The organism is Micrococcus cohnii (assembly GCF_014205175.1).
GTDB lineage: Bacteria > Actinomycetota > Actinomycetes > Actinomycetales > Micrococcaceae > Micrococcus > Micrococcus cohnii.
The window spans coordinates 615,973-641,662 of record NZ_JACHNA010000001.1 but is presented as its reverse complement, the minus strand read 5'-3'; the positions used below and the strand labels follow the sequence as shown (position 1 = coordinate 641,662).

At 69.7% G+C, this 25,690-nt stretch carries 24 protein-coding genes, 3 tRNA genes and 1 other RNA gene; 13 read left to right on the top strand and 15 right to left on the bottom strand.

Going from position 1 to position 25,690, the window contains the following annotated elements; all coding sequences use genetic code 11:
- Positions 1–7: 7 nt before the first annotated feature.
- Positions 8–1,690 (bottom strand): energy-dependent translational throttle protein EttA, encoded by a 1,683-nt coding sequence (gene ettA / locus HDA30_RS03020; protein ID WP_158495761.1) that lies wholly within the window; start codon positions 1,688–1,690, stop codon positions 8–10.
- A gap of 77 nt (positions 1,691–1,767) precedes the next feature.
- The gene (locus HDA30_RS10365) at positions 1,768–2,337 is read right to left on the bottom strand and encodes a single-stranded DNA-binding protein (protein ID WP_221419040.1); all 570 of its coding nucleotides are present in this window, start codon (positions 2,335–2,337) and stop codon (positions 1,768–1,770) included.
- A gap of 302 nt (positions 2,338–2,639) precedes the next feature.
- Between HDA30_RS10365 and HDA30_RS03010 the strand changes: the two genes are divergently transcribed.
- A tRNA-Arg gene (locus HDA30_RS03010) sits at positions 2,640–2,713 on the top strand.
- Positions 2,714–2,812: 99 nt separating this feature from the next.
- Positions 2,813–4,321, top strand: a complete 1,509-nt coding sequence (locus HDA30_RS03005) for a DUF2079 domain-containing protein (RefSeq protein ID WP_158495760.1) — start codon at positions 2,813–2,815, stop codon at positions 4,319–4,321.
- Here HDA30_RS03005 and HDA30_RS03000 read toward each other — a convergent pair.
- Genes HDA30_RS03000 through mptB (HDA30_RS02990) form a run of 3 tightly spaced genes read right to left on the bottom strand, consistent with a single transcriptional unit; the run spans position 4,311 to position 8,919 of the window.
- Positions 4,311–5,681 (bottom strand): glycosyltransferase 87 family protein, encoded by a 1,371-nt coding sequence (locus HDA30_RS03000; RefSeq protein ID WP_158495759.1) that lies wholly within the window; start codon positions 5,679–5,681, stop codon positions 4,311–4,313. The genes HDA30_RS03005 and HDA30_RS03000 overlap by 11 nt on opposite strands.
- Positions 5,678–7,249, bottom strand: a complete 1,572-nt coding sequence (mptB, locus tag HDA30_RS02995) for a polyprenol phosphomannose-dependent alpha 1,6 mannosyltransferase MptB (protein WP_184241068.1) — start codon at positions 7,247–7,249, stop codon at positions 5,678–5,680. The genes HDA30_RS03000 and mptB (HDA30_RS02995) overlap by 4 nt, the downstream gene beginning before the upstream one ends.
- A gap of 2 nt (positions 7,250–7,251) precedes the next feature.
- A complete protein-coding gene (gene mptB / locus HDA30_RS02990; RefSeq protein ID WP_262337699.1) occupies positions 7,252–8,919 on the bottom strand; it encodes a polyprenol phosphomannose-dependent alpha 1,6 mannosyltransferase MptB in 1,668 nt (555 codons plus the stop codon).
- Positions 8,920–9,077: 158 nt separating this feature from the next.
- Between mptB (HDA30_RS02990) and orn the strand changes: the two genes are divergently transcribed.
- From orn to def, 4 genes are all read left to right on the top strand, one after another.
- Complete coding sequence (gene orn / locus HDA30_RS02985; protein ID WP_158495758.1) at positions 9,078–9,716, top strand: oligoribonuclease; 639 nt, start codon at positions 9,078–9,080, stop codon at positions 9,714–9,716.
- 103 nt (positions 9,717–9,819) lie between these two features.
- Positions 9,820–9,895, top strand: a tRNA-His gene (locus tag HDA30_RS02980).
- Positions 9,896–10,092: 197 nt separating this feature from the next.
- A complete protein-coding gene (locus HDA30_RS02975) occupies positions 10,093–10,398 on the top strand; it encodes an antibiotic biosynthesis monooxygenase family protein (protein ID WP_158495757.1) in 306 nt (101 codons plus the stop codon).
- A gap of 120 nt (positions 10,399–10,518) precedes the next feature.
- Positions 10,519–11,124, top strand: coding sequence for a peptide deformylase (gene def, locus HDA30_RS02970; RefSeq protein WP_158495756.1), 606 nt, complete (start codon positions 10,519–10,521; stop codon positions 11,122–11,124).
- 69 nt (positions 11,125–11,193) lie between these two features.
- Here def and HDA30_RS02965 read toward each other — a convergent pair whose 3' ends face one another.
- Positions 11,194–12,639, bottom strand: coding sequence for a glyceraldehyde-3-phosphate dehydrogenase (locus HDA30_RS02965; RefSeq protein WP_158495755.1), 1,446 nt, complete (start codon positions 12,637–12,639; stop codon positions 11,194–11,196).
- A 146-nt stretch (positions 12,640–12,785) separates the two neighbouring features.
- On the opposite strand from HDA30_RS02965, the gene rnpB reads away from it, so the two are divergent.
- Positions 12,786–13,165: RNase P RNA component class A (rnpB, locus tag HDA30_RS02960), an RNA gene on the top strand.
- Positions 13,166–13,445: 280 nt separating this feature from the next.
- On the opposite strand, the gene HDA30_RS02955 is transcribed toward rnpB, so the two are convergent.
- Positions 13,446–13,751: a hypothetical protein gene (locus tag HDA30_RS02955; RefSeq protein ID WP_184241065.1), complete on the bottom strand. Its 306-nt coding sequence runs from the start codon at positions 13,749–13,751 to the stop codon at positions 13,446–13,448.
- A 136-nt stretch (positions 13,752–13,887) separates the two neighbouring features.
- On the opposite strand from HDA30_RS02955, the gene HDA30_RS02950 reads away from it, so the two are divergent.
- Positions 13,888–14,724 carry a peroxide stress protein YaaA gene (locus HDA30_RS02950; protein WP_158495753.1) on the top strand — a complete coding sequence of 279 codons (837 nt, stop codon included), beginning with the start codon at positions 13,888–13,890 and terminating at the stop codon, positions 14,722–14,724.
- Positions 14,725–14,732: 8 nt separating this feature from the next.
- Here the strand turns inward: HDA30_RS02950 and HDA30_RS02945 are convergent, their stop codons facing one another.
- Genes HDA30_RS02945 through HDA30_RS02935 form a run of 3 tightly spaced genes read right to left on the bottom strand, consistent with a single transcriptional unit; the run spans position 14,733 to position 17,358 of the window.
- The gene (locus tag HDA30_RS02945) at positions 14,733–15,692 is read right to left on the bottom strand and encodes a reverse transcriptase-like protein (protein WP_158495752.1); all 960 of its coding nucleotides are present in this window, start codon (positions 15,690–15,692) and stop codon (positions 14,733–14,735) included.
- Between the two features lie 17 nt (positions 15,693–15,709).
- On the bottom strand, positions 15,710–16,444 hold the full coding sequence (locus tag HDA30_RS02940; RefSeq protein WP_184241064.1) for a CT398-like coiled coil hairpin domain-containing protein: 735 nt from the start codon (positions 16,442–16,444) through the stop codon (positions 15,710–15,712).
- The gene (locus tag HDA30_RS02935; RefSeq protein ID WP_246418684.1) at positions 16,441–17,358 is read right to left on the bottom strand and encodes a Nif3-like dinuclear metal center hexameric protein; all 918 of its coding nucleotides are present in this window, start codon (positions 17,356–17,358) and stop codon (positions 16,441–16,443) included. Before HDA30_RS02935 ends, HDA30_RS02940 begins: the two co-directional genes overlap by 4 nt.
- A gap of 171 nt (positions 17,359–17,529) precedes the next feature.
- On the opposite strand from HDA30_RS02935, the gene msrA reads away from it, so the two are divergent.
- The 4 genes from msrA to HDA30_RS02915 all read left to right on the top strand — a co-directional run bounded on the left by msrA (position 17,530) and on the right by HDA30_RS02915 (position 21,073).
- Positions 17,530–18,051: a peptide-methionine (S)-S-oxide reductase MsrA gene (msrA, locus tag HDA30_RS02930; protein ID WP_158496163.1), complete on the top strand. Its 522-nt coding sequence runs from the start codon at positions 17,530–17,532 to the stop codon at positions 18,049–18,051.
- A 99-nt stretch (positions 18,052–18,150) separates the two neighbouring features.
- Complete coding sequence (gene cysK, locus HDA30_RS02925) at positions 18,151–19,086, top strand: cysteine synthase A (protein ID WP_184241061.1); 936 nt, start codon at positions 18,151–18,153, stop codon at positions 19,084–19,086.
- A 107-nt stretch (positions 19,087–19,193) separates the two neighbouring features.
- Positions 19,194–19,847 (top strand): serine O-acetyltransferase EpsC, encoded by a 654-nt coding sequence (gene epsC, locus HDA30_RS02920; protein ID WP_158495748.1) that lies wholly within the window; start codon positions 19,194–19,196, stop codon positions 19,845–19,847.
- Between the two features lie 53 nt (positions 19,848–19,900).
- On the top strand, positions 19,901–21,073 hold the full coding sequence (locus HDA30_RS02915; protein ID WP_184241060.1) for a M14 family zinc carboxypeptidase: 1,173 nt from the start codon (positions 19,901–19,903) through the stop codon (positions 21,071–21,073).
- Between the two features lie 88 nt (positions 21,074–21,161).
- Here HDA30_RS02915 and gndA read toward each other — a convergent pair whose 3' ends face one another.
- The 3 genes from gndA to HDA30_RS02900 form a co-directional block, all read right to left on the bottom strand.
- Positions 21,162–22,661 (bottom strand): NADP-dependent phosphogluconate dehydrogenase, encoded by a 1,500-nt coding sequence (gene gndA / locus HDA30_RS02910; RefSeq protein ID WP_184241059.1) that lies wholly within the window; start codon positions 22,659–22,661, stop codon positions 21,162–21,164.
- A gap of 169 nt (positions 22,662–22,830) precedes the next feature.
- Complete coding sequence (ppk2, locus tag HDA30_RS02905) at positions 22,831–23,748, bottom strand: polyphosphate kinase 2 (RefSeq protein WP_158496162.1); 918 nt, start codon at positions 23,746–23,748, stop codon at positions 22,831–22,833.
- A gap of 168 nt (positions 23,749–23,916) precedes the next feature.
- Complete coding sequence (locus HDA30_RS02900) at positions 23,917–24,429, bottom strand: hypothetical protein (RefSeq protein WP_288819114.1); 513 nt, start codon at positions 24,427–24,429, stop codon at positions 23,917–23,919.
- A gap of 126 nt (positions 24,430–24,555) precedes the next feature.
- Here HDA30_RS02900 and HDA30_RS02895 point away from each other — a divergent pair, with 126 nt between their 5' ends.
- Positions 24,556–25,044, top strand: coding sequence for an NUDIX hydrolase (locus tag HDA30_RS02895; RefSeq protein WP_158495745.1), 489 nt, complete (start codon positions 24,556–24,558; stop codon positions 25,042–25,044).
- A gap of 21 nt (positions 25,045–25,065) precedes the next feature.
- Here the strand turns inward: HDA30_RS02895 and HDA30_RS02890 are convergent.
- Together HDA30_RS02890 and HDA30_RS02885 are read right to left on the bottom strand one after the other, a co-directional pair.
- Positions 25,066–25,139: transfer RNA gene (locus HDA30_RS02890), tRNA-Val, on the bottom strand.
- A 16-nt stretch (positions 25,140–25,155) separates the two neighbouring features.
- Positions 25,156–25,686, bottom strand: a complete 531-nt coding sequence (locus HDA30_RS02885; protein ID WP_158495744.1) for a redoxin domain-containing protein — start codon at positions 25,684–25,686, stop codon at positions 25,156–25,158.
- Positions 25,687–25,690 lie beyond the last annotated feature (4 nt).

The window sequence follows — 25,690 nt, the reverse complement described above, 5'->3', positions numbered from 1 at the left end:
AGCCGACTCAGTCGCGCGTGAGCTTGCGGTGCGTCACGCGGTGCGGTCGAGCGGCCTCAGGGCCGAGCCGCTCGACCTTGTTGGCCTCATAGGACTCGAAGTTGCCCTCGAACCAGTACCAGTTGGCCGGGTTCTCCTCGGTGCCCTCGTAGGCCAGCATGTGCGTGGCCACGCGGTCGAGGAACCAGCGGTCGTGGGAGACGACCACGGCACAGCCCGGGAACTCGAGCAGTGCGTTCTCGAGCGAGGTGAGGGTCTCCACGTCGAGGTCGTTGGTGGGCTCGTCAAGCAGCAGTAGGTTGCCGCCCTCCTTGAGCGTCAAGGCCAGGTTCAGACGGTTGCGCTCACCGCCGGAGAGCACGCCGGCCTTCTTCTGCTGGTCCGGGCCCTTGAATCCGAACGCGGAAACGTACGCCCGCGAGGGCATCTCAACGTTGCCGACCTTGATGTAGTCGAGCCCGTCGGAGACGACCTCCCACAGGGACTTCTCCGGGTCGATATTCGAGCGGGACTGGTCCACATAGGAGATCTTCACCGACTCGCCGATCTTCAGGTCTCCACCGTCCAGAGGCTCGAGACCGACCATCGTCTTGAACAGGGTGGTCTTTCCGACGCCGTTCGGGCCGATGACGCCGACGATGCCGTTGCGGGGCAGCGAGAAGCTCAGCCCGTCGATGAGCGTGCGGTCCCCGAAGCCCTTCTTCAGATCCGTGGCCTCCAGGACGATGTTGCCCAGGCGCGGACCCGGCGGGATCTGGATCTCCTCGAAATCCAGCTTCCGGGTCTTCTCCGCCTCGGCGGCCATCTCCTCGTAGCGGGCCAGACGCGACTTCGACTTGGCCTGACGGCCCTTCGCGTTCGAACGCACCCACTCAAGCTCCTCGGCCAGGCGCTTGGCCAGCTTGGCGTCCTTCTTGCCCTGGATCTCCATACGGGCCTTCTTGGTCTCCAAGTACGTGGAGTAGTTGCCCTCGTAGGGGTACAGGCGGCCACGGTCGACCTCGCAGATCCAGCCGGCGACGTGGTCGAGGAAGTAACGATCGTGAGTCACCGCCACAACTGCGCCCGGGTAGGAAGCCAGGTGCTGCTCGAGCCACAGCACCGATTCGGCGTCCAGGTGGTTGGTGGGCTCGTCGAGCAGCAGCAGGTCGGGCTTCTCCAACAGCAGTTTGCACAGCGCGACACGACGCTTCTCACCGCCGGAGAGGTTCACGACCGGCGAGTCGGCCGGCGGGCAGCGCAGCGCGTCCATCGCCTGCTCGAGCTGGGAGTCCAAGTCCCATGCGTCGGCGGCGTCGATGTCCGTCTGAAGCGATCCCATCTCCTCCATCAGGGAGTCGAAGTCCGCGTCGGGACTGGCCATCTCCTCCGAGATCTGGTTATAACGCTGGATCTTGCCGTAGATCTCGCCGACTCCCTCCTGGACGTTCTCGAGCACGGTCTTGTCCTCGTCCAGCTTGGGTTCCTGCATCAGGATGCCCACCGAATAGCCCGGCGAGAGCCGCGCGTCACCGTTGGAGGGCTCGTCCAGACCGGCCATGATCTTGAGGATCGTGGACTTTCCCGCGCCGTTGGGGCCGACCATGCCGATCTTGGCCCCGGGGAAGAACGACATCGTGACATCGTCCAGGATCAGTTTGTCGCCCACCTTCTTGCGGGCCTTGACCATCGTGTAGATGAATTCCGCCATGTGAGCCAGGCTAACCCGTGGCCGCCGGATTCGATGCCTCCGACGGCCACGGTGGACGTGTCCGGCTTCTCACACGCTCACGCGGGCACCGGCTCGGCCTCCCGGTCCTCGACGCGGACCTCGGATTCGGCGTCCGCCTCCGCCGTCTCCGTCACCTCGTGGTGCACGTCGGCGTCCGCCCCGGCCTCGGCCTCAGCCTCAGCCTCAGCCTCGGAGCACGGTTCCTCACCGTCCACCAGGCGCCGCAGCTGCCCCGTCTCCACACGCTCACCCCACTCCTGATGCCCGCCGCGCGGGGCCTTGATGTACGAGGCGACGCCGTGGTTCAGGTCGTGGCCCAGGGAGTCCGCCACGACGTCGACGCTCGTGCCGGAACGTTCGTCGGTCGCCCAGTCCCGAATCCGCAGGCGACCGGTCACCAGCACCGGGTTGCCCTTCGCCAACGACTGCGACGCATGCGAACCCAGCCGACCGAACGCCGACACCGAGTACCAGTTGGTGTGCGCGTCAGACCACTGGCCCGTCGCCCTGTCATAGCGCCGCTCGGTGCAGGCCAGGCGAAAGCCCACCACCGTGGTGCCGTTGGCCGTCTTGCGGCTGCTCAGATCGGTGGCCACGCGGCCCCGCAGCGTGATCGTGTCCTGCATGGTTGCTCCTCGTCCTTCCGGTTCGCCGCGGGTCGCGCCCCGCGGGTCGCTGTGTCTGTCGCGGCCGCCACGCCCGACGCCGAGGCCTCGGACGCGGCCACCGAGACCAGTGCATCGCTTTCACCTGACGTCCTACCGCGCGCACATGAGCGCAGTGGACTCCCACCGGCAGCCGGTCCCCTGTGCAGGAGCACCGCGGACACCGCCTCCGACTGGGGTCACGGCGCGGCTGCCACCCCCGACGCGCGGCCGGGGAGCCGTGCGGCGCGGCCGCGCGCGGACGATAGACTGACCGGCGCCCAGCCCCAGTAGCTCAGCTGGACAGAGCAGCGGCCTTCTAATCCGCCGGTCGGGGGTTCGAATCCCTCCTGGGGCACAACCGATCCCCGCCCGGCCCGGGCGGCGGCGCGGCGTCCGTGGCCCGGCCCTCGGAACGACGACGGCCACACCGAGCCCCACCGCTGGAGGAAGAAGCATGCTCACCCGTCTTCGCTCCGTCCTGCCAGAACGGCGTTCGGCGCCCGCCGCGGTGCGCGTCGAGCGCGGTCAGTGGGCCGTGCTCGCCGGACTGATCGGTGCGTTCGTCGCCGCATACATCACGCACTCGTTCCTGCGCTTCCACGCCTACGAGGCGAAGGGGTACGACCTGGGCATCTTCGACCAGGCCGTGCGTCAGTACGCGATGCTCAAGCCGCCGATGGTCCCGGTCAAGGGCGTCGACTTCCATCTGCTGGGCGACCACTTCCATCCGATCCTGGCGCTGTTGGCCCCGTTCTATTGGCTCTGGGACGACCCGCGCATGCTCGGGATCATCATGGCCCTCGCCCTCGGCTGCTCCGCCGTGCCCGTCTACCTCTTCGCCCGACGCCGCTGCGGCCACCTCGTCTCGCTGCTCGCGGTGGCGGGACTGCTGCTGTCCTGGCCATATCAGGCCATGGTCAACTGGGACTTCCATGAGATCACCCTGGGCGTGCCGATCATGGCATGGCTGGTGTGGGCGATCGACGGCTGCCGTCCCTGGACCGCGACGGCACTGGCCGTCAGCCTGCTGTCCGTGCGCGAGGACATGGGCGTCACGCTCGTGGCCGTCGCCCTCGTCCTGGCGATCCGTCGGCACCTGTGGCCGGCCCTCGTGACGTTCGCCGCGGGCCTGCTCGGCTACTGGTTCGCCACCTCCGTCGCGATCCCTCACTTCTCACCCACGGGCGACTTCGGCTACTGGCAGTTCACCGCGCTGGGCCCTGATCTGCCCAGCTCGCTGGTGTTCATCCTGACGCAGCCCTGGGCCGCCGTGGCGGTGCTCGTCGACCACCCGCTCAAGATCGGGCTGTGGCTGCTGCACTTCGTGCCGCTGCTGCTGCTGCCGCTGTTGAGCCCCCTGACGCTGATGGCGATGCCGATCCTGGTCTCCCGCCTGTTCAACGACCGACTGAACGTTTGGGCTCCGGTCTACCAGTACGACGCGATCCTCGCGCCGATCCTGCTAATGGCTGCCCTCGAGGGCGCCGTCAGGCTCGGCGGCTGGCTCGGGACACGCCACCGCCCCGCACTCCTCACCGCGGTCAGCGGAGCCTTGCTGGCGACCGGGCTGATCGGCACGGCCCTGTTCCCGCAGGTGTTCCCGTTCCATCGCAGCGCGACCGGCGACCTGGTTCGCACGCAGCACGGCGACGATCTGAACCACGCGGTGTCGCTCATCCCCGACGGCGTGTGCGTCGAGGCCGCCGACAACGCGGTGCCGCACCTGACCGAGCGCACCTACGTCGGGCTGCACGGGGACATCGGCGACGAGCTGTCCACGTGGATGATCATCGACACGAAGGTCTCGGAGCTGGGCGGCTGGGATCCGCTCACCCCTGAGCAGGCCCTGCGCCGGGCCGACCGGCTCGGGTTCGAGACCGTATGGCGAGCGCGGGACGTGGTCGTGCTGCACCACCCGGACCGGCCGGTCGCCCCCCGCTGCGGCGACTATCTCAGCCGCTGACCCGGGACGAGGACCGCACCGCCGTCGCATCGGCACGCACCGGGCCATGCCCTGCTGGCGGCAGCAGGAAACGATCCGGTGAGGAGGCGAACACGCCGTCACCGGGGTCGTCGCTGCCGCCGCGACGGACGGGGTCCCGACTCGGGTCCAGCACATCGCGCACCACGCAGACCATGATCCACAGCAGAGCGAGCACGTGCAGGACGATGCCCGAGACGTACCACGCAGTGATCCACCACGCGCCCCCGGCGAACTCATCGCCCGAGGTGATCCGCGCCGACTCCATCCACACACCGGCCCAGTGGTAGACCTCGATCGCCTGCCAGATCCAGAACTGCGGGGCAGCGGGCCGGGCCAAGACCACCAGCGGGATCAGCCACATCACGAACTGCGGCGAGTACACCTTCCCGACGAGGATGAACGAGGCGACGATCAGCAGGCACAGCTGCGCGATCCGCGGCCGGTGGCGCGCGGCCAGGCCCAGATACGCGACCCCGGCGCAGCACAGGGCGAACACCCCGTTCTGCAGCGTCGAGAACGTCTCCCCGGACCAGCCGGTCCAGGACAGGGCGAGCCACGTCGAGGAGAAGGAGACGGGCCGATCCCCCGAGAACGCGTAGAACCGTGACCACTGGTCGAAAGCCGTCAGCATGAACGGGACGTTCACGGCCAGCCAGGTCAGCACGGCGGCGACGAGGGTCTTCAGGAACACGGCCAGCCGGCCGGTGCGCAGCGCGAGCACGAGAATCGCCCCGAGGAAGAACAGCGGGTAGAGCTTCATGGCCGCACCCAGACCGATGAGCACCCCGGCCAGTCCGCTACGCCCCCCGGACCAGGCCCAGAGGGCGAGCGCGGCGAGCATGACGGCCCACAGGTCCCAGTTGAGCATCGAGGTCAGGATGATGCCCGGCGCCACGGCCACCATGAGGGCGTCGCGGCTGCGTCCGCGGGCCGTGTAGGCGGTCGCCACGACGACCACGAGCCAGCACAGCACCACGCCCAGCGCGTTCACGTCGAAGTAGGCGACGGTGCGCTCGTGCAGGGTGCCGCTCTCGGGCACGAGCCACGCCGTCACGCCCGCGACCACCGCCAAGAGAGCGGGATACTCCATCCACTGTTCCTCGGGCAGCGGGGTGTAGAAGGGGAAGTACCCCTCCGCGAGTCCACGCGTGCCGAACAGCTGCCCGAAATCCGAGTAGCACATGTGCACGTGCACGTCCGGGGCGGCCCAGCCGTGCACGCGGCACCACTGCTTGGTCAGGAAGGCCACGACGGCCGCGAGCACGGTCAGGCCCAGCAGCAGGCCGATCCACTTCGGCGTCGGTCCGGCGCCGGCGGGACGGGAGCGGGTCGGGGTCACAGAACCTCCTGTGGGGCGGGACGGGCGGATGAACGGAACACGCGCGAGGTGTGCGGGTCCCACCAGACGATATAGGCCAGACAGGCCAGGACGATCGCGGCCGCGAGCAGGCGCACCGGCACGTGCGGGATCCACTGGAACACGGCGATCTGGTCGACGACGCCCACGCCCGTCAGCAGCAGGACGGAGCCGGCGAGCACGGGCCCGAACCACCGTGGATGCTCGAGCCGGCCGGGCAGGCAGGCCGCGACCAGCGGCAGCAGCCACACCAAGTACCAGGGCTGGATGATCGGGGCGACGACGACGGCGACGAACAGCACCGCCGCGCTCGTCCAGACCGGGTCCGATACGTGACGACGCAGACCGCTGTAGGCCGTGTAGGCCAGCGCGCAGACGGTGCCGGCGGTGTAGCACCAGCCCGCCACCGTCCGAGCGTCCAGGGCAGTCGCGAGGTCGACCAGCGCGCCCACACCCAGACCGATCAGGCCGAAGGGCGCATAGGGGAAGGCTGCGTCGCCACTGGTCAGCATCGCGGCGATCCAGCCGAATCCGAGCCCAGACAACTGACCGAGGACGGCCAGCACGGCCACCGCGAGCACGGCCGTGGTGATCCACGGGCCGAACCGCGCGCGCACGGGCATGCCGCGGCCAGTCGTCCACGGGGCCCAGCCTGCCGGCAGCAGCAGGGCCGCGAACGGCAGCATCAGGATGGTCAGCGGTTTGATAGCCACGGACAGGCAGATGAGGACGAGCCCGGCCAGTGCCTGAGGTCGGCGGCGTCCGGGGCGCACGAGCAGCACGAAGCCGGCGAGCATCAGGCCCATCATGAGCGCGTCGTTGTGGGCCGCGCCGATCATGTAGAGCAGGAACAGCGGATTGGTGATGCTCAGCCACACCGCGCGGTCGGGGTCTCGTCCCGCTGCGCGCGCCAGGCGCGGCACCGCCCACAGGCACAGGGCCATGCCCACGACCGCGATGCCTCGGAACAGCAGGGTCGACACCTCCGGGCGTCCGTCACTGACCAGCCAGATACCTTCTGCCGCCCAGAGGAACAGCGGCCCGTAGGGGCTCGGCGACTCCGCCCACAGGGAGTCCGCCCCGTGCATGAACCAACCCGGCACGGCCGAGACGCCGGTCGTGTACGGATCCAGGCCGACGGCGACCATCCTGCCCTGCTGCACATAAGAGAAGACGTCACGCGAAAAGATCGGCAAGGCGGCCAGCAGTGGCACGGCCCAGCGCAGCGCGGCGCGTCGAGCGGCGACGCCGTGGGTGGTCCACCGGCCGTCGAGCTGCTGGCCCAGCCGCAACCACGAGCGGACCAGCAGCATCGAGCCGAGGGCCAGGAACACGGTGCAGACCACCACACCGACCAGGTCCACGCGCACGGCCAGCAGGAGACGGCTGCGCGCGAGCACGGATTCGGGAACGTGCGGCAACCAGCCGACCCCCCAGGAGCCGACCATGATGAGCACCGACCCCAGCGTGCCCTGCCGAACGGTGTCGTACGGGCCTGGATCGTTCGGAAACAAACGTGCGGCGAGGCGGCGGGGCGCGGCAAGGCCCATGGTCACCGCCGCTCGACGCGACGAGAGCGACCGGGGACCGCCTGGATCCGCCGGGTCACACGCCTGCCCCGTGTGAACAGCTCCATCAGGGCCGGGCGCACATGCCAGTCATCCTTCACGAAGCGTGAGGTCTTGCGGTCGATCACCAAAATCCACACCAGGCAGATCATCGAAACCAGGACCGAGAGCTGCACGACGTCATCGGCCAGGTCCAGGTACTGCCAGGTGAAGATCTGGTCGGAAGCCCCGAACACGAGGAAGTAGGCGACGGTAAACACGACCCATTTGATCTGCCAGTTGTCCCGCAGCCCGATGACGGCGAAGAACGGCAGCAGCCACAGCAGGTACCAGGGCTGAATGATCGGCGAGAGCACCACGAGCGCCGTGAAAGCCCACGTCATCCGCCGCATCACCCGGTCCTGACGACCAACGAACATCAGTATGAGCACCACGATGACGGAGATCAGGCGTCCGATGCGCTTGTACATGTCCTCGACATGATCGGTGGATTCCCCACGCAGCTCGAGCACATCCTGCGTGATGTTCGTCAGGATCCCCACGGGCGACCACTTCACGCTGCCGGTGCCGGTGCCGAGCATGACTTCGAGCCAGCCGAACCAGAACCCGTTGAGCCAGCCGACGAGCACCATGATCGCGAAGGACATCGTTGCGGTGACGGCCCATATCAGGAAACGCCGGGGCCAGCGCGCTCGCGGGCCGGCCCACAGCAGTCCAATGAACGGCAGCAGCACGAGAGTGATCGGCTTGATTCCCAGCGACAGTGTCACGAGCAGGACGCCGGCCAGACCCCACCGCGTCGAGGCCGCCGGGTTCTCGCCGGGACGGGGTCGACCCGCGCGCCAGGCACAGTAGGCGCCGGCCAGCGCAAGCCCGGTCATGAGCGCATCGTTGTGCCCGGAGGCGACGAAGCTGATCGTGAACAACGGGTTCGCGGCGGTGATCCACTGCGCCCAGGCGGGGTTCACTCCCAGCTCTCGTGCCATCAGCGGCACGAACCACATGATGAGCACGACGCCGAGCACCGCCACGAGACGGAACAGCAGGATCGCCAGGTCTGGATTGTCCGCGCCGGAGAAGGCGACGACGGCCTGCTCGATCCACAGGAAAATGGGCCCGTAGGGGGTCTCGGACTCGGCCCACGTCGCGTCCGTGCCAAGCTGGAACCAGTTGGACAGCGTCGAGATGCCGTCCTCGTAGGGGTCCCGTCCGGCGAGCATCAGACGCCCCTGACCCACGTAAGCGAAGATGTCGCGGCTGAAGATGGGCAGGGCGAACAGCTGCGGCACACACCACAGGACGGTGGCCAGGTTGACGGTGCGCAGGGCCCCGGCGCCGAACGGGCGAATCACCTGCCCCAGTCGCAACCATGCCCAGAACATCACCCAGCACCCGGCGGTGAGCAGCACGGTCCCGAGGATCACGCCCCACTCCTGGGTGCGGAACGGGATCAGCCATTGCCAGCGGTTCACCGGTGAGGCCGAGGCGAGCCATCCGACCGAGAGCGAGCCCATGACCAGCAGCACGGATCCGAGGGCGCCGACGACCAGCGGCCAGAGGACCGACCCGGCGACTTTGGGGTCGACCCGCAGACCGCCCACGCCGACGTATTCGGGGGGCACGCGGGTGCCGGAGCTCTCAGCTGCGGTCACAGGGCTCTCCCCTCTCAGAACGGCTGTGGGCGTCGGCCGGACGCCGGTTCCACGGCGGATGTCGAGACGCGGCGGCCTGGCGCGCGGCGTCGCACTGAGCGCTGAATCTACCATCGGGCAGGTCCGAGCGACCGGAGGACGCCGGTAGGCTGAGCGGCGTGAGTGAGACGACGAACACCGACAAGACCACGGCGGACGACCACGCGCCCCTGGTGTGGATCGACTGCGAGATGACGGGGCTCGACTCCGTCGCGGACGACCTCGTGGAGGTCGCCGTTCTCATCACGGACTCCGATCTGACCATCCTGGACGAGGGCATCGACCTGGTGATCCGCCCCTCCCGCGAAGCCCTCGCGCAGATGGACGACGTCGTCCGGACCATGCACACCACCTCCGGCCTGCTTGACGAACTCGATGACGGCCTCGAACTCGAGCAGGCCCAGCGTCGCGTCATGGAGTACCTGCGTTCGCGCGTGCCTGAGCCCGGCAAGGCGCTGCTGGCCGGCAACTCGGTCGGCCAGGACAAGGCGTTCCTCAGCCGGTACATGCCCGAGGTGATCGACCATCTGCACTACCGCATCGTCGACGTCTCCACCGTCAAGGAGCTCTCCCGGCGCTGGTACCCGCGCGCGTACTTCCAGGCCCCGGCGAAGACCGGCGGGCATCGCGCCCTGGGGGACATCCGCGACTCGATCACCGAGCTGCGCTACTACCGGCGCGCCGTGATGTCCGCCGAGGGACCCACGACGGAGCAGGCACGTCAGATCGCCCGGGAGGTCACCTCCCCCGACGCCTGAGGCCGACCATGAGAACCCGAATCCTCCGGCTGATGTGCGTTCGACGGGCCGGGTCGTGTATGGTGTTCTCTGTTGCCCGTCGGCACGACCGGCGACGCACATGGTGGATGTAGCTCAGTCGGCAGAGCGTCTGGTTGTGGTCCAGAAGGTCGCGGGTTCAATCCCCGTCATTCACCCCACGAAGAGGCCCGGAATCACGCGAGTGGTTCCGGGCCTCGTCGCGTCGAACGGCCTCGGCGCGCGGTCCCCCGGCCGCCACCGCGAACCGCCGTCCCTCCCTGACCGGCACCCCACGACCGGCAGGAGTAGCGTGGCCTTGTCGGCCCGCGTGCACGACGAGCCGGCAGCGAATCCGCCCCCGTCGAAGGAGACCGCCATGTCCGTCGTGAAGATCAACGCCATCACCGTCCCCGACGGCGCCGGCGAGGAGCTCGAGAAGCGCTTCGCGGCACGCAAGCACGCCGTGGACTCCGAGCCGGGGTTCGAGGGTTTCCAGCTGCTGCGCCCGACGGCCGGCGAGTCCCGCTACTTCGTCGTGACGACGTGGGCCACCGAAAAGGACTTCCAGAACTGGAAGTCGAAGCGCATGCCCGCGGCCCACGCCGCCGAGAAGGAGGGCCGGCCCGCCCCTGTGGCCACCGGTGCGGATCTGCTCGAGTTCGAGGTCGTCGAGCTCGACTGACGCACCGCCCGCCCGCGGCCCGGCCGCGAGGTCTGCGCTCCAGACCCGGCGGTAGGCTTGGGCGCCGACCGTTGACACCCATGTCCCGCCCGCCCGTCGGGCTCTCAGGAGGAAAGCCCCATGTCGATCCGCCCCATCACCGTGTACGGCGAGCCCGTGCTGCACACCCGCGCCGCGGAGGTGGAGGTGATCGACGACTCGATCCGCACCCTGGTCGAGGACATGTACGAGACGCAGGAGGCCGCGCACGGCGTCGGGCTGGCCGCGCCACAGGTCGGCGTCGGGCTGCGCGTGTTCACGTGGACCTTCCCGGACACCGGTGCGGCACCGAACATCGGGCACGTGATCAATCCGGTGCTCACCTACCTGGACAAGGCCCCGCAGACCGACCCGCACAAGGACGACGACGTCGAGGGCTGCCTCTCGGTGCCGGGCCTGGGCTTTCCCCTGGTGCGCTCCAGCCACGTCCGACTGACCGGACAGGACGTCACCGGCGAGCGGATCGACGTCGAGGCGCGCAGCTGGTTCGCTCGGATCCTGCAGCACGAGTACGACCACCTCAACGGCACGCTCTACGTGAACCGCCTCGAGGGCAAATGGCAGCGCAAGTGGAAGCGGGCGCAGCGGGCCGAGAAGCTGAACGTCCCCGGCGTCACCTGGATGCCCGGGGAGGACGTCGACCCGTTCGGCCACGACGAGGACCACGAGCACGGCGCCGACGCCTGAGCTCTCGACGCACGACGGCCCCGCTCCTGCCGAGCAGGAGCGGGGCCGTCGTCATGCAACCCGCAGGCGTCAGGCCGTCGGGAAGGCCGGGACGTCCTGGCCGGCCATCTTCTCGACGACGCGGACGACCTGGTGTGAGTAGCCGTACTCGTTGTCGTACCAGACATAGAGGATGGCGTTCTTGCCCTCGTTGTTCACGAGGGTGGCCAGACCGTCGACGACGCCGGCGCGGTCCGAGCCGACGAAGTCGGTCGAGACGACCTCCGGGGAATCCACGTATCCGATCTGGCCGCGCAGCTCGCCGGTGAGGGACTCACGCTGCAGACGGGCGTTGAGCTCCTCGACCGAGGTGGCCTTCTCCAGGGACAGGTTGATGATGGCCATGGACACGTCCGGGGTGGGGACGCGGATGGCGTTGCCCGAGAGCTTGCCCTTGAGCTCCGGCAGGGCCTTGGCCACGGCCTTCGCCGCACCGGTCTCGGTGAGCACCATGTTCAGGCCGGCGGCACGGCCTCGGCGGGCACCCTTGTGGAAGTTGTCCGTGAGGTTCTGGTCGTTGGTGAAGGCGTGCACGGTCTCCACGTGGCCGTACTGCACGCCGTACTCGTCGTTGACGACCTTCAGCACCGGGGTGATGCCGTTGGTGGTGCAGGAGGCGGCGGAGACGATGGTGTCCTGGTCGGTGATCTCGTCCGAGTTCACGCCGAACACGATGTTCTTCATCTCGCCCTTGCCCGGGGCGGTGAGCAGGACCTTCTTGGTGCCCGTGGCCTGCAGATGCTGGTTCAGGCCCTCCACGTCGCGCCAGCGACCAGTGTTGTCGATCACCAGCGCGTCCTGGATGCCGTACCGGGTGTAGTCGACGGTCGTCGGGTCCGAGGAGTAGATCACCTGGATCTCGGTGCCGTTGGCGGTGATGACGTTGCGCTCCTCGTCGACCACGATCGTGCCGTCGAACGGCCCGTGGATCGAGTCGCGGCGCAGCAGCGAGGCGCGCTTGATCAGGTCGTCCTCGGTGTTCTTGCGCACGACGACGGCACGCAGACGCAGCTTCGAGCCGCCGCCGGCGTGGGAGAGCAGAATGCGGGCCAGCAGGCGGCCGATGCGGCCGAAGCCGTAGAGCACGACGTCCTGGGTCTCGCCCAGGCCCTCGCCGGACTTGCCCTTCACATCGGCGAACTCGGCGTCGAGGAACGCCTGGACGTCCTGGCCCGAGTCCTTGTGCTTGCGGGCCAGCTTGGCCAGGTCGACGGTGGCCGCGCCGAGGTCCATGCCGACCATGGCCTCGACCAGCGGGTAGGTCGTCTCGACCGACAGCGGCTGGTTCTCGACGCGGCGGGCATAGCGGTGGGCCTTGATGATGTCGATGACGCCCTGGTGGACGAGCGAACGGCCGTAGATGCTGGTCACCACGTTGTTCTCGCGGTACAGCGTGCCCAGCAGGGGCACCATCTTCTCGGCCAGCTGCTCCTGAGCGGTCCATTCGGGGGTCTGGATCGGGGCGTTGTCTGCCACGGGAGTCCTTCCTTGATTCCACTGCGGGCGCATCGGCGCGCGATGACCCGGCCGCGTCGACGCTGACGGCGGACGGCGACCATTCTACGCAGGACAGTCCTCACGGCGCCGCCTCGACGCCGGCGCGCGTAGACTGGACGATCGGGACGGATCGGCGGACGGCCGCGGCCCCGGCGCAGGCCGGGGACGAGGAAAGTCCGGGCACCGCAGAGCGAGATGGTGGGTAACGCCCACTCGGGGAGACCCGCAGGCCAGTGCCACAGAAAACAGACCGCCTCCCGCGCGACGCGGGCGGTAAGGGTGAAACGGTGGAGTAAGAGACCACCAGCGGCCCCGGTGACGGGGCCGGCTCGGTAAACCCCATCCGGTGCAAGGCCGAACAGGATGTGCTCGAGGGCTGCTCGCCTGAGCATCCGGGTTGGCCGCTCGAGCCCGTCGGCAACGACGGGCCTAGATAGATGGTCGTCACTCCGAGGCCGGCGACGGCGTCGGAGAACAGAACCCGGCTCACAGCCGGTCCGTCCCCTCGCTCTCCCGCGGCGGGGCGCCGCCGTCCGCGGACGACATGCCTCGTGGCCGTGCCCCATCGGATCAGTCCAGCGTGGGGACCGCCTCGGCGATCCCCTGGGCTACACGGCGCGCTCCCGCCTCGTTCGGGTGGAGCCCGTCGAAGGTCAGCTCCCGGTCCCAGCGACCGTCCTCGCCGCGCAGCCGGTCCTAGGGCTCAGCCCGAACTCACCTGCGAGCACCCGGTGACCAGTGCCCCGGAGGCGAGCACGCCGACGAGACGACGACGGCGGACGGGATCAGTCCTCATCTCGGCGGGTGAAGCGCAGCAGCACATCGTGGTCGCGATCAATGCGGTCCGTCAGCTCGTAGCCGTACATGTCCCCGATCCGCAGCGCCGAGGCCATCGACGGGCGACGGCGTTCGCGCGGCCAGACCAGCTCGGTGTGCTCGGCCCCCGTGAAGACGGTCTCGCGCAGCCGCAGCTCGAACACCGAGGCCCGGGTGCGCTCCCGCCCCGAAGAACGGGCTCCCACGATGAGCGCGGCGATGATGATGGCCAGCACGAACGGGAACACGATCCCGAAGACCTGCTTGGCGTCCATGGTCCGGTTCCTCTCCGACGGCGGCGTGTCGACTCCACCGTAGCCCCCGTCCGAGCGCCCGTTCGCCGTCGGTCCCGCTGGCCAGGACCGACCCGCGCGACGAGGACGCCTCAGGCGGGTCGGTACCCTGGCACGCGTGCTGATCCTGCTGCCGCCCTCCGAGGGCAAGACCTCCCCCGCTTCCGGCTCCGGCTTCGACCCGTCGGCGCTGCGCTTCGCCGACGACGCCGCAGTGCGGGCCGGACGCGACGAGATGCTCGCGCGCCTGGCCGAGGTCTCCGCCCGGAAGGACGCGCTCGAGCTGCTCGGCGTGGGTGCGTCCCTGACCCACGAGGTGGCCGCAAACCGGCACCTAGCCAGCGCCCCCGCTGCAGCGGGGCACCGCGTGTACTCGGGCGTGCTCTTCGACGCGCTCGACTACGCGTCGCTGCCGGAGCGGGCGCGCCACCGGGCTCGGCGGCAGACGCTGGTCTTCTCGGCCCTATTCGGGGTCACCGGTCTGGGCGACCGCATCCCCGCCTACCGTCTGCCGATCGGTGCCCGGCTGCCCGAGACACCCGGCCTGGCCGCCTGGTGGCGTCCGCGCCTGACCCCCGCCCTGGACGCCGCGGCCGAGCAGGACGGCGGCCCCGTCGTGGACTGCCGCTCCGGCGGATACGCGGCGCAGTGGAAGGCCCCGGCGCATCGGACCGTCACGGTGGACGTCTTCCAGCTGCGCAACGGAACCCCAAAGGTCGTCTCGCACTTCGCCAAACACACCCGCGGCCTCGTCGCACGTGCCCTGCTGCAGGCGCCGGCCCGGTCGACACGATCGCTGGAGGCGGTGGCGGAGGTGGTACGGGCGCACCCGGCCGCGCCCGTCGCCGAGGACGGCACCGCTCCGGCTGACGGGGCGGCGCGCTGGCACGTCGAGCTGGTCGAGCCGACCGGAGCGAAGCCCGGATCGCTGCGGATCACGCTGCCCGAGACGTGAGCTGCGGCTCAGTCCTCTGTCGCGACGAGCTCCACCTCGAACCCGTCCTCGTTCTCGAGGTAGGCGGCATAGTGGTTCCGCCCCCCGGCGAAGGGGTGCATGTCGTCGAACATGAGCGTGAACCCATGCTCCTGTGCCAGCTCGACGAGCTCGTCCACCTGGGCGCGTCGTCCGGCCGCGAAGGCCAGGTGGTTGAGGCCGGGCCGTCGGCGCTCGTGTGCACACTCGGTAACGTCGGCACCGGACTCGAGCACGATGTAGTCACCGGCGCCCTGGTATGAGCGGCCGTGCTCCCAGCGGCCGTTCATCTCGTAGCCGACCTGCTCGAGAAGCCAGCCCAGGCTCTGCTCGGCGCGGACGAGGTCGGCCACCCAGATCTCGACGTGGTGGAGCCGTCCGGGAAGGCCGCGACCGCCCTCGACGTCGTCGGCTCCCGGCGTCGCGGCCACCGGATCGGCACGTGCGTCGCGTTCGGCGCCGTCGGCGTCCTCACCGGTGTGTTCGGCAGGTGCTGTCACCGCGATGCTCGAGGCCCCGGCATCCCAGGCGCGGCCTGCGGCCCCGGCATCCATCGCCTCATTCGAGAGCTGATCGGCGTCCGTGTTCTGGGCGCGGGGAATCCACTCGTAGGTGACGCGCCCGGCCGGGTAGAGGCCGCGTGCCTCGTGGGCCAGGCGGCGCATGTCCTCGTGCTTGATTTTCCAGCGCCCGGACATCTGCTCGACGACGAGCTTGGAATCCATCTTCACGTGCACGCGGGCCGAGGGATCCACCGTGAGCGCCAGGCGCAGGCCCGCGATCAGGCCGGAGTACTCGGCGACGTTGTTACTCGCCTTGCCCAGCGGGGCGGCGTCGGTCATCAGCACGTCTCCGGTGGCCGGGTCACGCACGAGCGCCCCGTAACCGGCGACGCCCGGGTTCCCCCGGGAGCCCCCGTCGGCCTCCACCTGCAGCACACGGTCAGTCACGGACAGGTCCTCCTCCTTCACAGCCGGACGAGCAGAACGCCTGTGACGGGGCACTCCGCCAGCACATTCTCGGGCAAGGCCCGCAGGCGTTCGAGCTCGACGGGGCTCAGGTCGGTTCCGGCCGGCCCCGAGTGGCTCCCCATCAGGGTGCCCACACCCAGGCCGGCGTTGCGGTCACGGATCTTCTCATAGCGGGCAAGGACGGGCTGCGGCACGCCGGTGGCGGTCTGCGCACGCTCAGCGGCCAGGCGACGCCCCACCTTCGTGACCTCTGCGCCCTCGGCGCGCAGGTGCTCGGCCCGGTCGGAGACGGTGCGGCGCGCGGTCTCGAGCCGCTGGGTCGTCTCGGCGACGGCGGCGGTCGCGGCGTCGGCCTCCTGCATGGCGGCGAGCGCGGCCGCATCGTGCTGCTCGAGCAGCGCCTCGAGCGTCGCTTCCTCGTGCACGAGCCCTTCGAGGTCCTTGGGCGAGACCTGCCCCTCCTGCAGCCGGGACCGGGTCCGGTCCCGGCGCGCGCGTGTGGCCGAGGCGGTGTCCGCTGCGGCCAGCGCGTCGCGGTCTGCGTCCTCGCGGGCCTGTTCCGCCTCGGCCAGCTGGGCCGCGAGGTGCTTGGCCTCGGCCCGAGCCGCGGCGTACTCCTCGTCGGCGCGCAGCGACGCCAGGCGAGTCTTCGCGCGCGCGATCTGCGCGTCGAGCTCCTGCACCTCGAGCAGTGCTCTCTGTTCCTGGGGCGTGGCGATCAGGGTGCTCATCCGTCATTCCTTCCCACGAGGATGAAGTCCCACGGATCGGTCACGACCCCGGAGACGGCCATCTCGACGCTGAATCCGTTGTCTTCGAGCAGTCGTTCCAGGGCGTGCGCTCCCGCGGGCAGCCACAGCCACTCGCTGGCGAAGTGCGAGACGTCCACAAGGTACGGCCGCCCGTCTGCGTGCAGCGCGGTTTCGCGTGCCTCGGAGGCCGGATGGTGGCGCAGGTCCGCCGTGACGTACACGTCGGCATCGGCCGCCCGGACCTGGTCGAACAGGCTGTCGCCGGCACCGCCGCAGACGGCCACGGTGCGCACCAGCGCGTCCGGGTCGCCGGCCACGCGCACTCCGGAGGCCACCGCCGGCAGGTTCACATGCACGCGTTCGGCGAACTCCGCCAGGCGTAGGGGCGTTTCCAACTCCCCGACCCGTCCGATTCCCTCCTCGTGGGTGGCGTCCGTCGAGGATCGGGACGGGGAGAGAGGCCGCAGCCCCTGCAGCCCCAGAATCTCCGCGATGACGTCCGAGACCCCGCCGACGGCCGAGTCCGCGTTGGTGTGTGCGGTCACGAGCGCGCACCCGTGCTCGATCAGGGTGTGCACGACCTCTCCCTTGGCGTGCGTGCCCGCCACGGAGTGCACGGCGCGCAGCAGCAAAGGGTGGTGGGTGATGAGCAGGTCCGCGCCCTGGTCGACCGCCTCGGCCACGACCGCGGACACCGGATCGACGGCCCAGTGGATCCGAGAGACGGGCTGATCGGGTCGTCCCGCCACCAGTCCACTGGCGTCCCAGGACTCGGCCAGCGAACCCGGCCACAGCTGCTCCATGCACTCCAGCACGTCACGCAGCAGGGGGCGGCGTGGCTCGGAGGACTCGGAGAAGGGCCCGGACGGTGACGGGTCGACGGTGACGCTCATGCCCGCCATTGTGCCCGTCTCCGCCCCTCGATCGGGACGATTCAGCCGCTGGCCGAGGCCGCGTCGCACGTGATCTGCCTCGCGGCCGGACACGCACGTGGAATGAATTCACCCGTCACGGTGCTGTTGCCTCACGTGAGCATCGAAACAGACACCACCGACGGATCCCGCCTGCGTGAGCTGACTCTCGCCGGCGGCTGCTTCTGGTGCCTGGACGCCGTCTACCGGCGTCTGCGCGGCGTGCACGAGGTCGTCTCCGGTTACACGGGCGGCCATGACCCGCAGCCGGACTACGAGTCCGTGTGTTCCGGGACCACCGGGCACGCCGAAGCGGTGCGCGTGCGCTTCGACGAGCAGGTGATCCCGGCCGAGGTGATCCTGGATGTCTTCTTCACCTCGCACGACCCGACGTCGCTGAACCGACAGGGCCACGACGTGGGCACCCAATACCGTTCCGCCCTGTTCTACCGTGACGAGGCCGAGCGCGCCGTCCTCGCCGCGCAGATCGACCGCGTCCGTCCTCACTTCGACCGTGAGATCGTCACGACGCTCGAGCCGATGGGCCGCTGGCACGACGCCGAGCAGGTGCACCAGGGGTTCTACGACGCTCGTCCCGAGTCCGGCTACTGCCGCGTGGTCATCGACCCGAAGATCACGGCGCTTCGTCAGCACTACGCCGCATGGCTTCGCTGAGCCGAGGCCGGCCTCGGTCTGGGTAGCCTGAGAACCGACCGTGGCCGCACCCGGCACGCCCGCCCGCATCGTCCGCCCCGACTTCCGAGGGAGAAGCACATGAGCACCATCATGAACAACATCACCGAGGCCATCGGCGGCACGCCGCTGGTGCGCCTGAACCGACTCACCGAGGGCCTGCCGGGGCAGGTCGCCGTCAAGCTCGAGTTCTACAGCCCCGCCAACTCCGTGAAGGACCGGATCGGCCGGGCCATCGTCGATGCCGCCGAGGCCGAGGGCGAGCTGACCCCCGGCGGCACCATCGTCGAGGGGACCTCGGGCAACACCGGGATCGCCCTGGCGATGGTCGGTGCGGCCCGCGGCTACAGGGTCATCCTCACCATGCCCGAGACGATGTCCACCGAGCGCCGCGTCATGCTGCGCGCCTACGGGGCCGAGATCGTGCTGACGCCGGGCGCCGAGGGCATGCGCGGCGCCGTCGAACGCGCCCAGCAGATCGTCGCCGAGACCGAGAACTCGATCTGGGCGCAGCAGTTCGCCAATCGGGCCAATGTCGCGGCCCACTATGAGACCACCGGTCCCGAGCTGTGGGAGGCCACCGACGGGAAGATCGACATGCTCGTCTCCGGTGTGGGCACCGGCGGCACGATCACCGGCGCGGGCCGCTACCTGCGTGAGCAGAACCCGCAGGTGCGTCTCGTCGCGGTGGAACCGGCGAACTCCCCCATCCTCTCCGGCGGCCAGCCCGGCCCGCACAAGATCCAGGGGCTGGGCGCGAACTTCATTCCCGAAATCCTCGATCAGGACCTCTACGACGAGGTCCACGGCGCCACCCTCGAGGAATCGATCGCCACGGCTCGCGACCTGGGCACCAAGGAGGGCATCCTCGGAGGCATCTCGTCCGGCGCGATCGTCTCCGCCGCGCTCACACAGGCCGCGAAGCCGGAGAACGAGGGCAAGCTCATCGTGGCGATCGTCTGCGACTACGGCGAGCGCTACATCTCCACCGCCCTGTTCGAGGACATCCGCGGCTGAGCGCGGCCCGGATGTCCGCCGACGGCGGCCGGGTCGCCGCAGCTCTTCCGCACCCCTCCCGCACCACCGCATCGCACTGCACTGCTCGGCACCAGAAAGGCGACCTGATGGGTCTTCTCTCCCGCGTCGGCTCGGCCGCACGCTCCCGTCTCGGCACCGGCTCCTTCGATCCCCCGGCCCTGCTGGCCCGGGTTCGCGAGGACATCGCCGCCGTACGCAGTCACGATCCCGCTGCCCGCGGTGACCTTGAAGTCGCCCTTGTCTACTCCGGTCTGCACGCGGTGTGGGCCCACCGCATCGCCCACCGGATGTGGCAGCACGATCGTCTCAGGACACCGGCGCGCCTGCTCTCCCAGGTCTCACGCTCGCTCACGGGCATCGAGATCCACCCGGGGGCGCGCATCGGTCGGCGGTTCTTCATCGACCACGGCATGGGCGTCGTGATCGGCGAGACAGCGGAGGTAGGCAACGACGTCATGCTCTACCACGGGGTCACCCTGGGGGGCCGTTCCCTGGCGAAGGTGAAACGTCACCCGACCCTGCACGACGGCGTCGTGGTCGGGGCCGGCGCCAAGATCCTGGGCCCCGTCGAGGTGGGCGCCGGCAGCGCCGTCGGGGCCAATGCGGTCGTCGTCAAGGACACGCCGGCGGATGCGATCGCCACCGGCATCCCGGCGACCTACCGGCTGCGCTCATGCGAGAAGGAGAAGGCCCCGCTGGTGGACCCGGCCGAGTACGTCGACCCGGCGATGTACATCTGAGCCACAGCCACAGCGAATGTGACGGTCAGCACATTCAGGGATACGCTGTCGGCATGACCGAGCTCACCCGTTCTGCCTCCCGCTCCCTGACCCGTCGCAGCGCCCTGGCGACGCTCACCGCCGCGCTGGCCGCTCCCTCCCTCGCTCCGGGCGCGGCCGCCACCGGCTCCCTGCCGCCCGAGAACCGCACCCCCACCGGCGCGATCCGCTCGTACGCGGACATGCAGCGTGAACTGGAGCGGATCGCCCGCGCCAGCGGCGGTGCGGTGCGTGTGACGACGCTGAGCGAGCAGGGCACCGCCGAGCAGTTCTCCGAGCAGGGCCGCGAGCTGTACGTCGCCACCGTGGGCCACGGCCCCGAGCCAGTGTGGATCCAGGGCCGTGTCCACGGGGACGAGCCCTATGGGCTGGACGCCTGTGTGACGGTGCTCGACCGGCTCGCCGCGGGCGGTTCGGCCGATGTCGCCCGGGTCCGGGACGAGTTCACCGTCCACGTGATCCCGATGTACAACCCCGACGGCTCGGAGATGAACACGCGCACCACCACGCTGTGGGACCGCGCCCAGGACGCTCCGGTGCGCGACGCCGAGGGCGCGCCGGTCACCGTGGACCTGAACCGGGACTGGCGGCTGGACGGGTTCCGTGCCCGTGAGTCCCGCGCCTGGTACGAGTACTGGACGCGTGTGCGTCCCTCGTTCGTGCTCGACCTGCACCACCAGTCCGTCAAACAGTCTGCACAGACCGGTGAGGACATCTCGTTCTCCCTCGGCGTCTCGCTCGCCCCCGGTGGCCCCACCCTGCCCGAGGTCCGCGGCGGGGAGTACGACGTGCTCACCCGCCAGATGATCGGCCACGTGTGGCAGTCGGTGCGCCACCGCGGCCACATCTCGGCCGACCGCTACGACGTTGGCGACGGGCAGGTGATCGACATCCGCGGCGGCGTCGTCTCGGCGATGATGCTCGGCCTGAACTGGAACGGCCTGAACGCTGACGGTCACGCGAACCCGGCGGTCTTCTTCGAGACCTCGGGCAACACGCGGGAGGGAGGCCTCGGACAGAAGGCACGGGGAAAGTTGCTGAAGCAGAACGTGGTCGCGACCATGGCGCTGCTCACCGGCTGGGCCGACAGCACAGTCACCGAGGTCGATCCTGCCGTATGGGATGAGATCCCGCACGCACCGGTCGAGGCCTACGTCACGGACTGGGGCGGGGTCATCCCGGCCTGAGCTCGCGCCCCGGACAGACGGCGGGCCCCGCATGAGTGCTCATGCGGGGCCCTCCGTCGCGGGAGTTCGTCGTCTCACGCGGGGCGCATCACGCCTCGACCTCGCTGCGGTCTGCGGACCACAGCGTGTGGAACGATCCGTCGCGGTCGGTGCGGCGGTAGGTGTGGGCGCCGAAGTAGTCGCGTTGGCCCTGGACGAGCGCGGCGGGCAGGCGATCGGCGCGCAGACCGTCGTAGTAGGCCAGCGCCGAGGAGAACACCGGCACCGGCACGCCCGCGGTCACCGCGGTCGCCACCACCCGACGCCATGCCGGCAGAGCTTCGGCGATCGCCTGAGAGAACTCCGGGGCGAACAGCAGATTCACCGGCTGACCCTCGGCGCGGGTGCCGGGCTCGGGATGGCGGTCGGTGTCGCGGCCACCGAAGGCCTTCATGATCACGTCCAACAGGTCCGCGCGGATGATGCACCCGTCGCGCCACAGCGAGGCGATGGTGCCCAGGTCCAGGCTCCAGCCGTACTCCTGCGCGGCGGCGGCCAGCATGTCCATGCCCTGGGCATAAGCCACGAGCTTGGAGGCGAAGAGCGCCTGGCGCACGTCCTCGACGAATTCCTCCCGGTCGGCCGGCTGCGGGGCCTCGACGGACTCGATGCCCGCGGCGAGCGTGCGGCGGGCGACCTCGCGCACGTGCGGCTGCGAGGACAGCGACCTGGCGAACACGGACTCGGCGATCGCCGCGACGGGAGCTCCGACGTCGAGGCCCGAGATGGCCGTCCACCGGCCGGTGCCCTTCTGGCCGGCCTCGTCCACGATCACGTCGACGAGCGGACCGCCGGTGGCCTCGTCCTTCTGGGCGAGCACCTCGGCGGTGATCTCGATCAGATAGGACGCCAGGTCAGTCTGGTTCCATGCGGTGAAGATCTCGGCCTGTTCAGCCGGTTCGATCCCGCCGACACGGCGCAGCAGGTCGTATGCCTCACCGATCACCTGCATGTCGGCGTACTCGATGCCGTTGTGGACCATCTTCACGTAGTGGCCGGCGCCGTCGGTGCCGACCCACGCGCAGCACGGCTCGCCGTCGTGGTGGGCGGAGATCTTCTCGAGCATCGGGCCGAGCGCCTCGTAGGACTTCTCGGGGCCGCCGGGCATGATCGCCGGACCGTTGAGCGCGCCTTCCTCCCCGCCCGAGACGCCGACGCCGACGAAGTGCAGACCCTGCTGCGCGAGAGCGGCCTCGCGGCGGCGAGTGTCCTCGTAGTGCGAGTTGCCCGCGTCGATCACGATGTCCCCGGCCTCGAGCAGCGGGATGAGCTGGTCGATGACGTCGTCGACCGGCTGACCGGCTTTGACCATGATCAGCACGCGCCGCGGGACGGCGAGCGAGGCCACGAGCTCCTCGAGGGACTCAGTTGCCACGAAGGTGCCCTCATGCCCGTGCTCGGCCACCAGCTGGTCGGTCCGGGCGCGGCTGCGGTTGTGCAGGGCCACCGTGTAGCCGTTGCGGGCGAAGTTGCGGGCCAGGTTGGCGCCCATCACGGCCAGACCGGTGACGCCGATGTCGGCGGTGCCTCGTTGCTGATTCGTCGTCATTGTCGGTGTCGCCTTCCCGGCGCCGCCCACGGCGCCACTGACTGTCGGGGTGTCGGTGCCCCAGACTACGCCGGACACCACGCAGCGACCCGCCTGCTGAGCGGCCGGCCGCCCCACCGGGGTTCTGACGCGAGGGCGCCCGACTGGCACGCCGGACGCGGCGGCGGGGTCAGTCGCCGACGGCGTCGCGGCCGCGTCGGATGATGTTCGGGTCCGGCTCGCCGACCACCTCGTGGTCCTTGCCCTCGTACTCGAACTGGGAGAGGAAGTAGCGCATGGCGTTCAGACGGGCACGCTTCTTGTCGTTGGAGCGAATCGAAATCCAGGGGGCGTGGTCGGTGTCCGTGTGCCGGAACATCGCCTCCTTGGCCTCGGTGTAGGCCTCCCAGCGGTCCAGAGACTCCAGATCCATCGGCGAGAGCTTCCATTGCCGCACCGGGTCGATCTGACGGATCGCAAAGCGGGTGCGCTGCTCGGTCTGCGTCACCGAGAACCAGAACTTGGTCAGGTGGATGCCGTCGTCCACCAGCATCTTCTCGAACAGGGGGACCTGGTTCATGAACCGGGTGTACTGGTCCTCGGTCGAGAACCCCATGACGCGCTCGACTCCGGCCCGGTTGTACCAGGAACGGTCGAACAGCACGATCTCACCGGCGGTCGGAAAATGGTTGATGTACCGCTGGAAGTACCACTGGCCCTGCTCACGGTCCGAGGGTTTGTTCAGCGCCACGACGCGCGCCGTGCGGGGGTTCAGGTGCTCGGTGAAGCGTTTGATGGTGCCGCCCTTGCCGGCGGCGTCGCGGCCCTCGAACACGATGATGTGACGCTGGCCGGTGTCCTCACCCCAGTACTGGAGCTTGAGCAGCTCGATCTGCAGCCGGTACTTCTCCAGCTCGTACTCCTCGCGGGACATGCGCGTCTCGTACGGGTAGTCCTCCCGCCAGGTCTCGACCGCGCGACCGTGCGGGTCGATCAGGTCCGGGTCGTTCGTGTGGCCGTCGGAGACGGTGTAGCCACCGTCGCGGAGCTTGTCGATGAACTCGCGCAGGTTCTCGCGCGGCGTGTCGGGGGTGAGCAGTTCCACCATGTTCTCGTCCTCATTTCCCGGCCACGAGGCCCGCTGATGCGAGGCCACGTGCGTTCGCAGTCGGTCTTGACCCCATTATGGATAGCGCGCGGTGATGTTTGCTCGCCCGCACGGCTGCCTCCGATGAACAACGGATGAACCCTGCGGCCGCGGCGTGCGCGGATTGCGTCAGCGACGGCCGGCGGCGCCCACGAGCTCGTCCACGGCCCGCACGGCGGCGCGAGCCGCCGCCACGTCGACGAACTGGGCGACGGCGTCGTCCCAGCGTGGGTGCCCCGGCAGCTTGAGGCCGACGGTGCGCCCGTCGGTGGACGGCAGCACCCACAGGCGGGCCCGCGGCTCGGGCTGGTGCTGATCGACGACGTCCTGTTCCTCCGGCACCTGGTCGTAGCCGACCCACTCCACGCCGGGCCGCGCCGTATCGGCGCCGTCGAGCACGTCCTCGCCGCCCATGCGGAGGTAGCCCACGCTCTGCAGCAGGGCATCCAGCGTCCGCGCTGCCGCGCGACCGGCGAGGGCATCCTCGAACAGGGCGAGCACGCGCCAGCCGCCGTCGTCGAGGAAGAGCATGGTCTGCCCGGCCTCGCCGCCGGTGATGACCGCGAGGTGACGGCGCCGCCCGTCATCGGAGGGCAGGCGCCAGAACCCGTGGGGCTGGGCGGAGGGCGGGTCGGCGGGCACGGGCGGCTCCTTCCACATGACGGGGACGACACGGACGTCGGTGACGACCTCCCAGGCTAGTGCCCGCATGGACTCCGACGAGCGCAGCGTCTGGGGCTGCCGCCCTCACTGCCGTAGCCTGCCGCCATGGCGACTCCCGAGTTCATTCTGGACCTGCGCGAGAAAGTCGGCCATGCCCCGCTGTGGCTCTCCGGCTGCAAGGCGGTTGTGCTGCGCGACGACGACGGTGAGGTGCTGCTGGTGCGCCGAGCCGACAACGGCGCCTGGACGCTGCCGGCGGGCATCATCGACCCCGGTGAGGAGCCGGCGGAGACGGCGGTGCGCGAAGTGGCAGAGGAGACCTGTGTGCAGTGCGTGCCGCGACGCCTGGCCGGGGTGGGGACCACGCATGAGGTCGCCTACCCCAACGGAGACCGCGTGCAGTATCTCGACGTGGTGATGGTCATGGACGCCGTGGCGGGTGAGGCCGCCGTGGGTGACGAGGAGAACCTCGAGGTCGCCTGGTTCGCCGTGGACGAGGTTCCGCAGATGCCGGAACTGCACGCCCGCGGGCTGCGCTGGGGCTTGGAAGCCGGTCCCGCGCGGTTCGTGCACGACGGTCGCGAGCGCCCCTGAGACGAGGCCCAGAGACAACAGTGGACCCAGAGGGACTCGAACCCCCGACCCTCTCGGTGTAAACGAGATGCTCTAGCCAACTGAGCTATAGGTCCGTGAACGACGGACAGCCTACCGGTTCGCCGACCACTGCTCGGTCACGGTCTCGTGCTCGGTGCGCGTGCGAGCCCGGCCCGGCTCGGCGGTCACGCGGCCGTGCTCGACGCCATCGGCGTCGACGAGGACGGAGACCCGTCGCGGCCGTCCCGTTTGACGGTCGAGCAGCCCGTAGTGATCGGCAGCGGCGCCGTGGGGCCAGAAGTCGGAGAGCAGCACGAGCTCATCGGGAGCCCCGGTCTCCTCCGCCACACGCCGCAGCACAGGTGCGGCATCGCACGAGATCACACGCACACCCACCCGCGGCCCGCCCTCGTCGGCGGTATGTGCGAAGCCCACGGCCATCTCTGCCAGCCACGTCAGCTCGGAGGTGCACACCGGCGTGAAGGCCCCGGGGAGGAACACCAGCCACGCGGCCTCGACCTCACCGCGTCCGGCCGACGCGTCCGGACCGACGATCGGCGGACACGGCCACGGCTGCCCGAAGGTGTCGCGCAGGGCCGGGGGTGCGACGCCCTCGACGTCCGGTGACGGCGCGTCCGTCATCTCC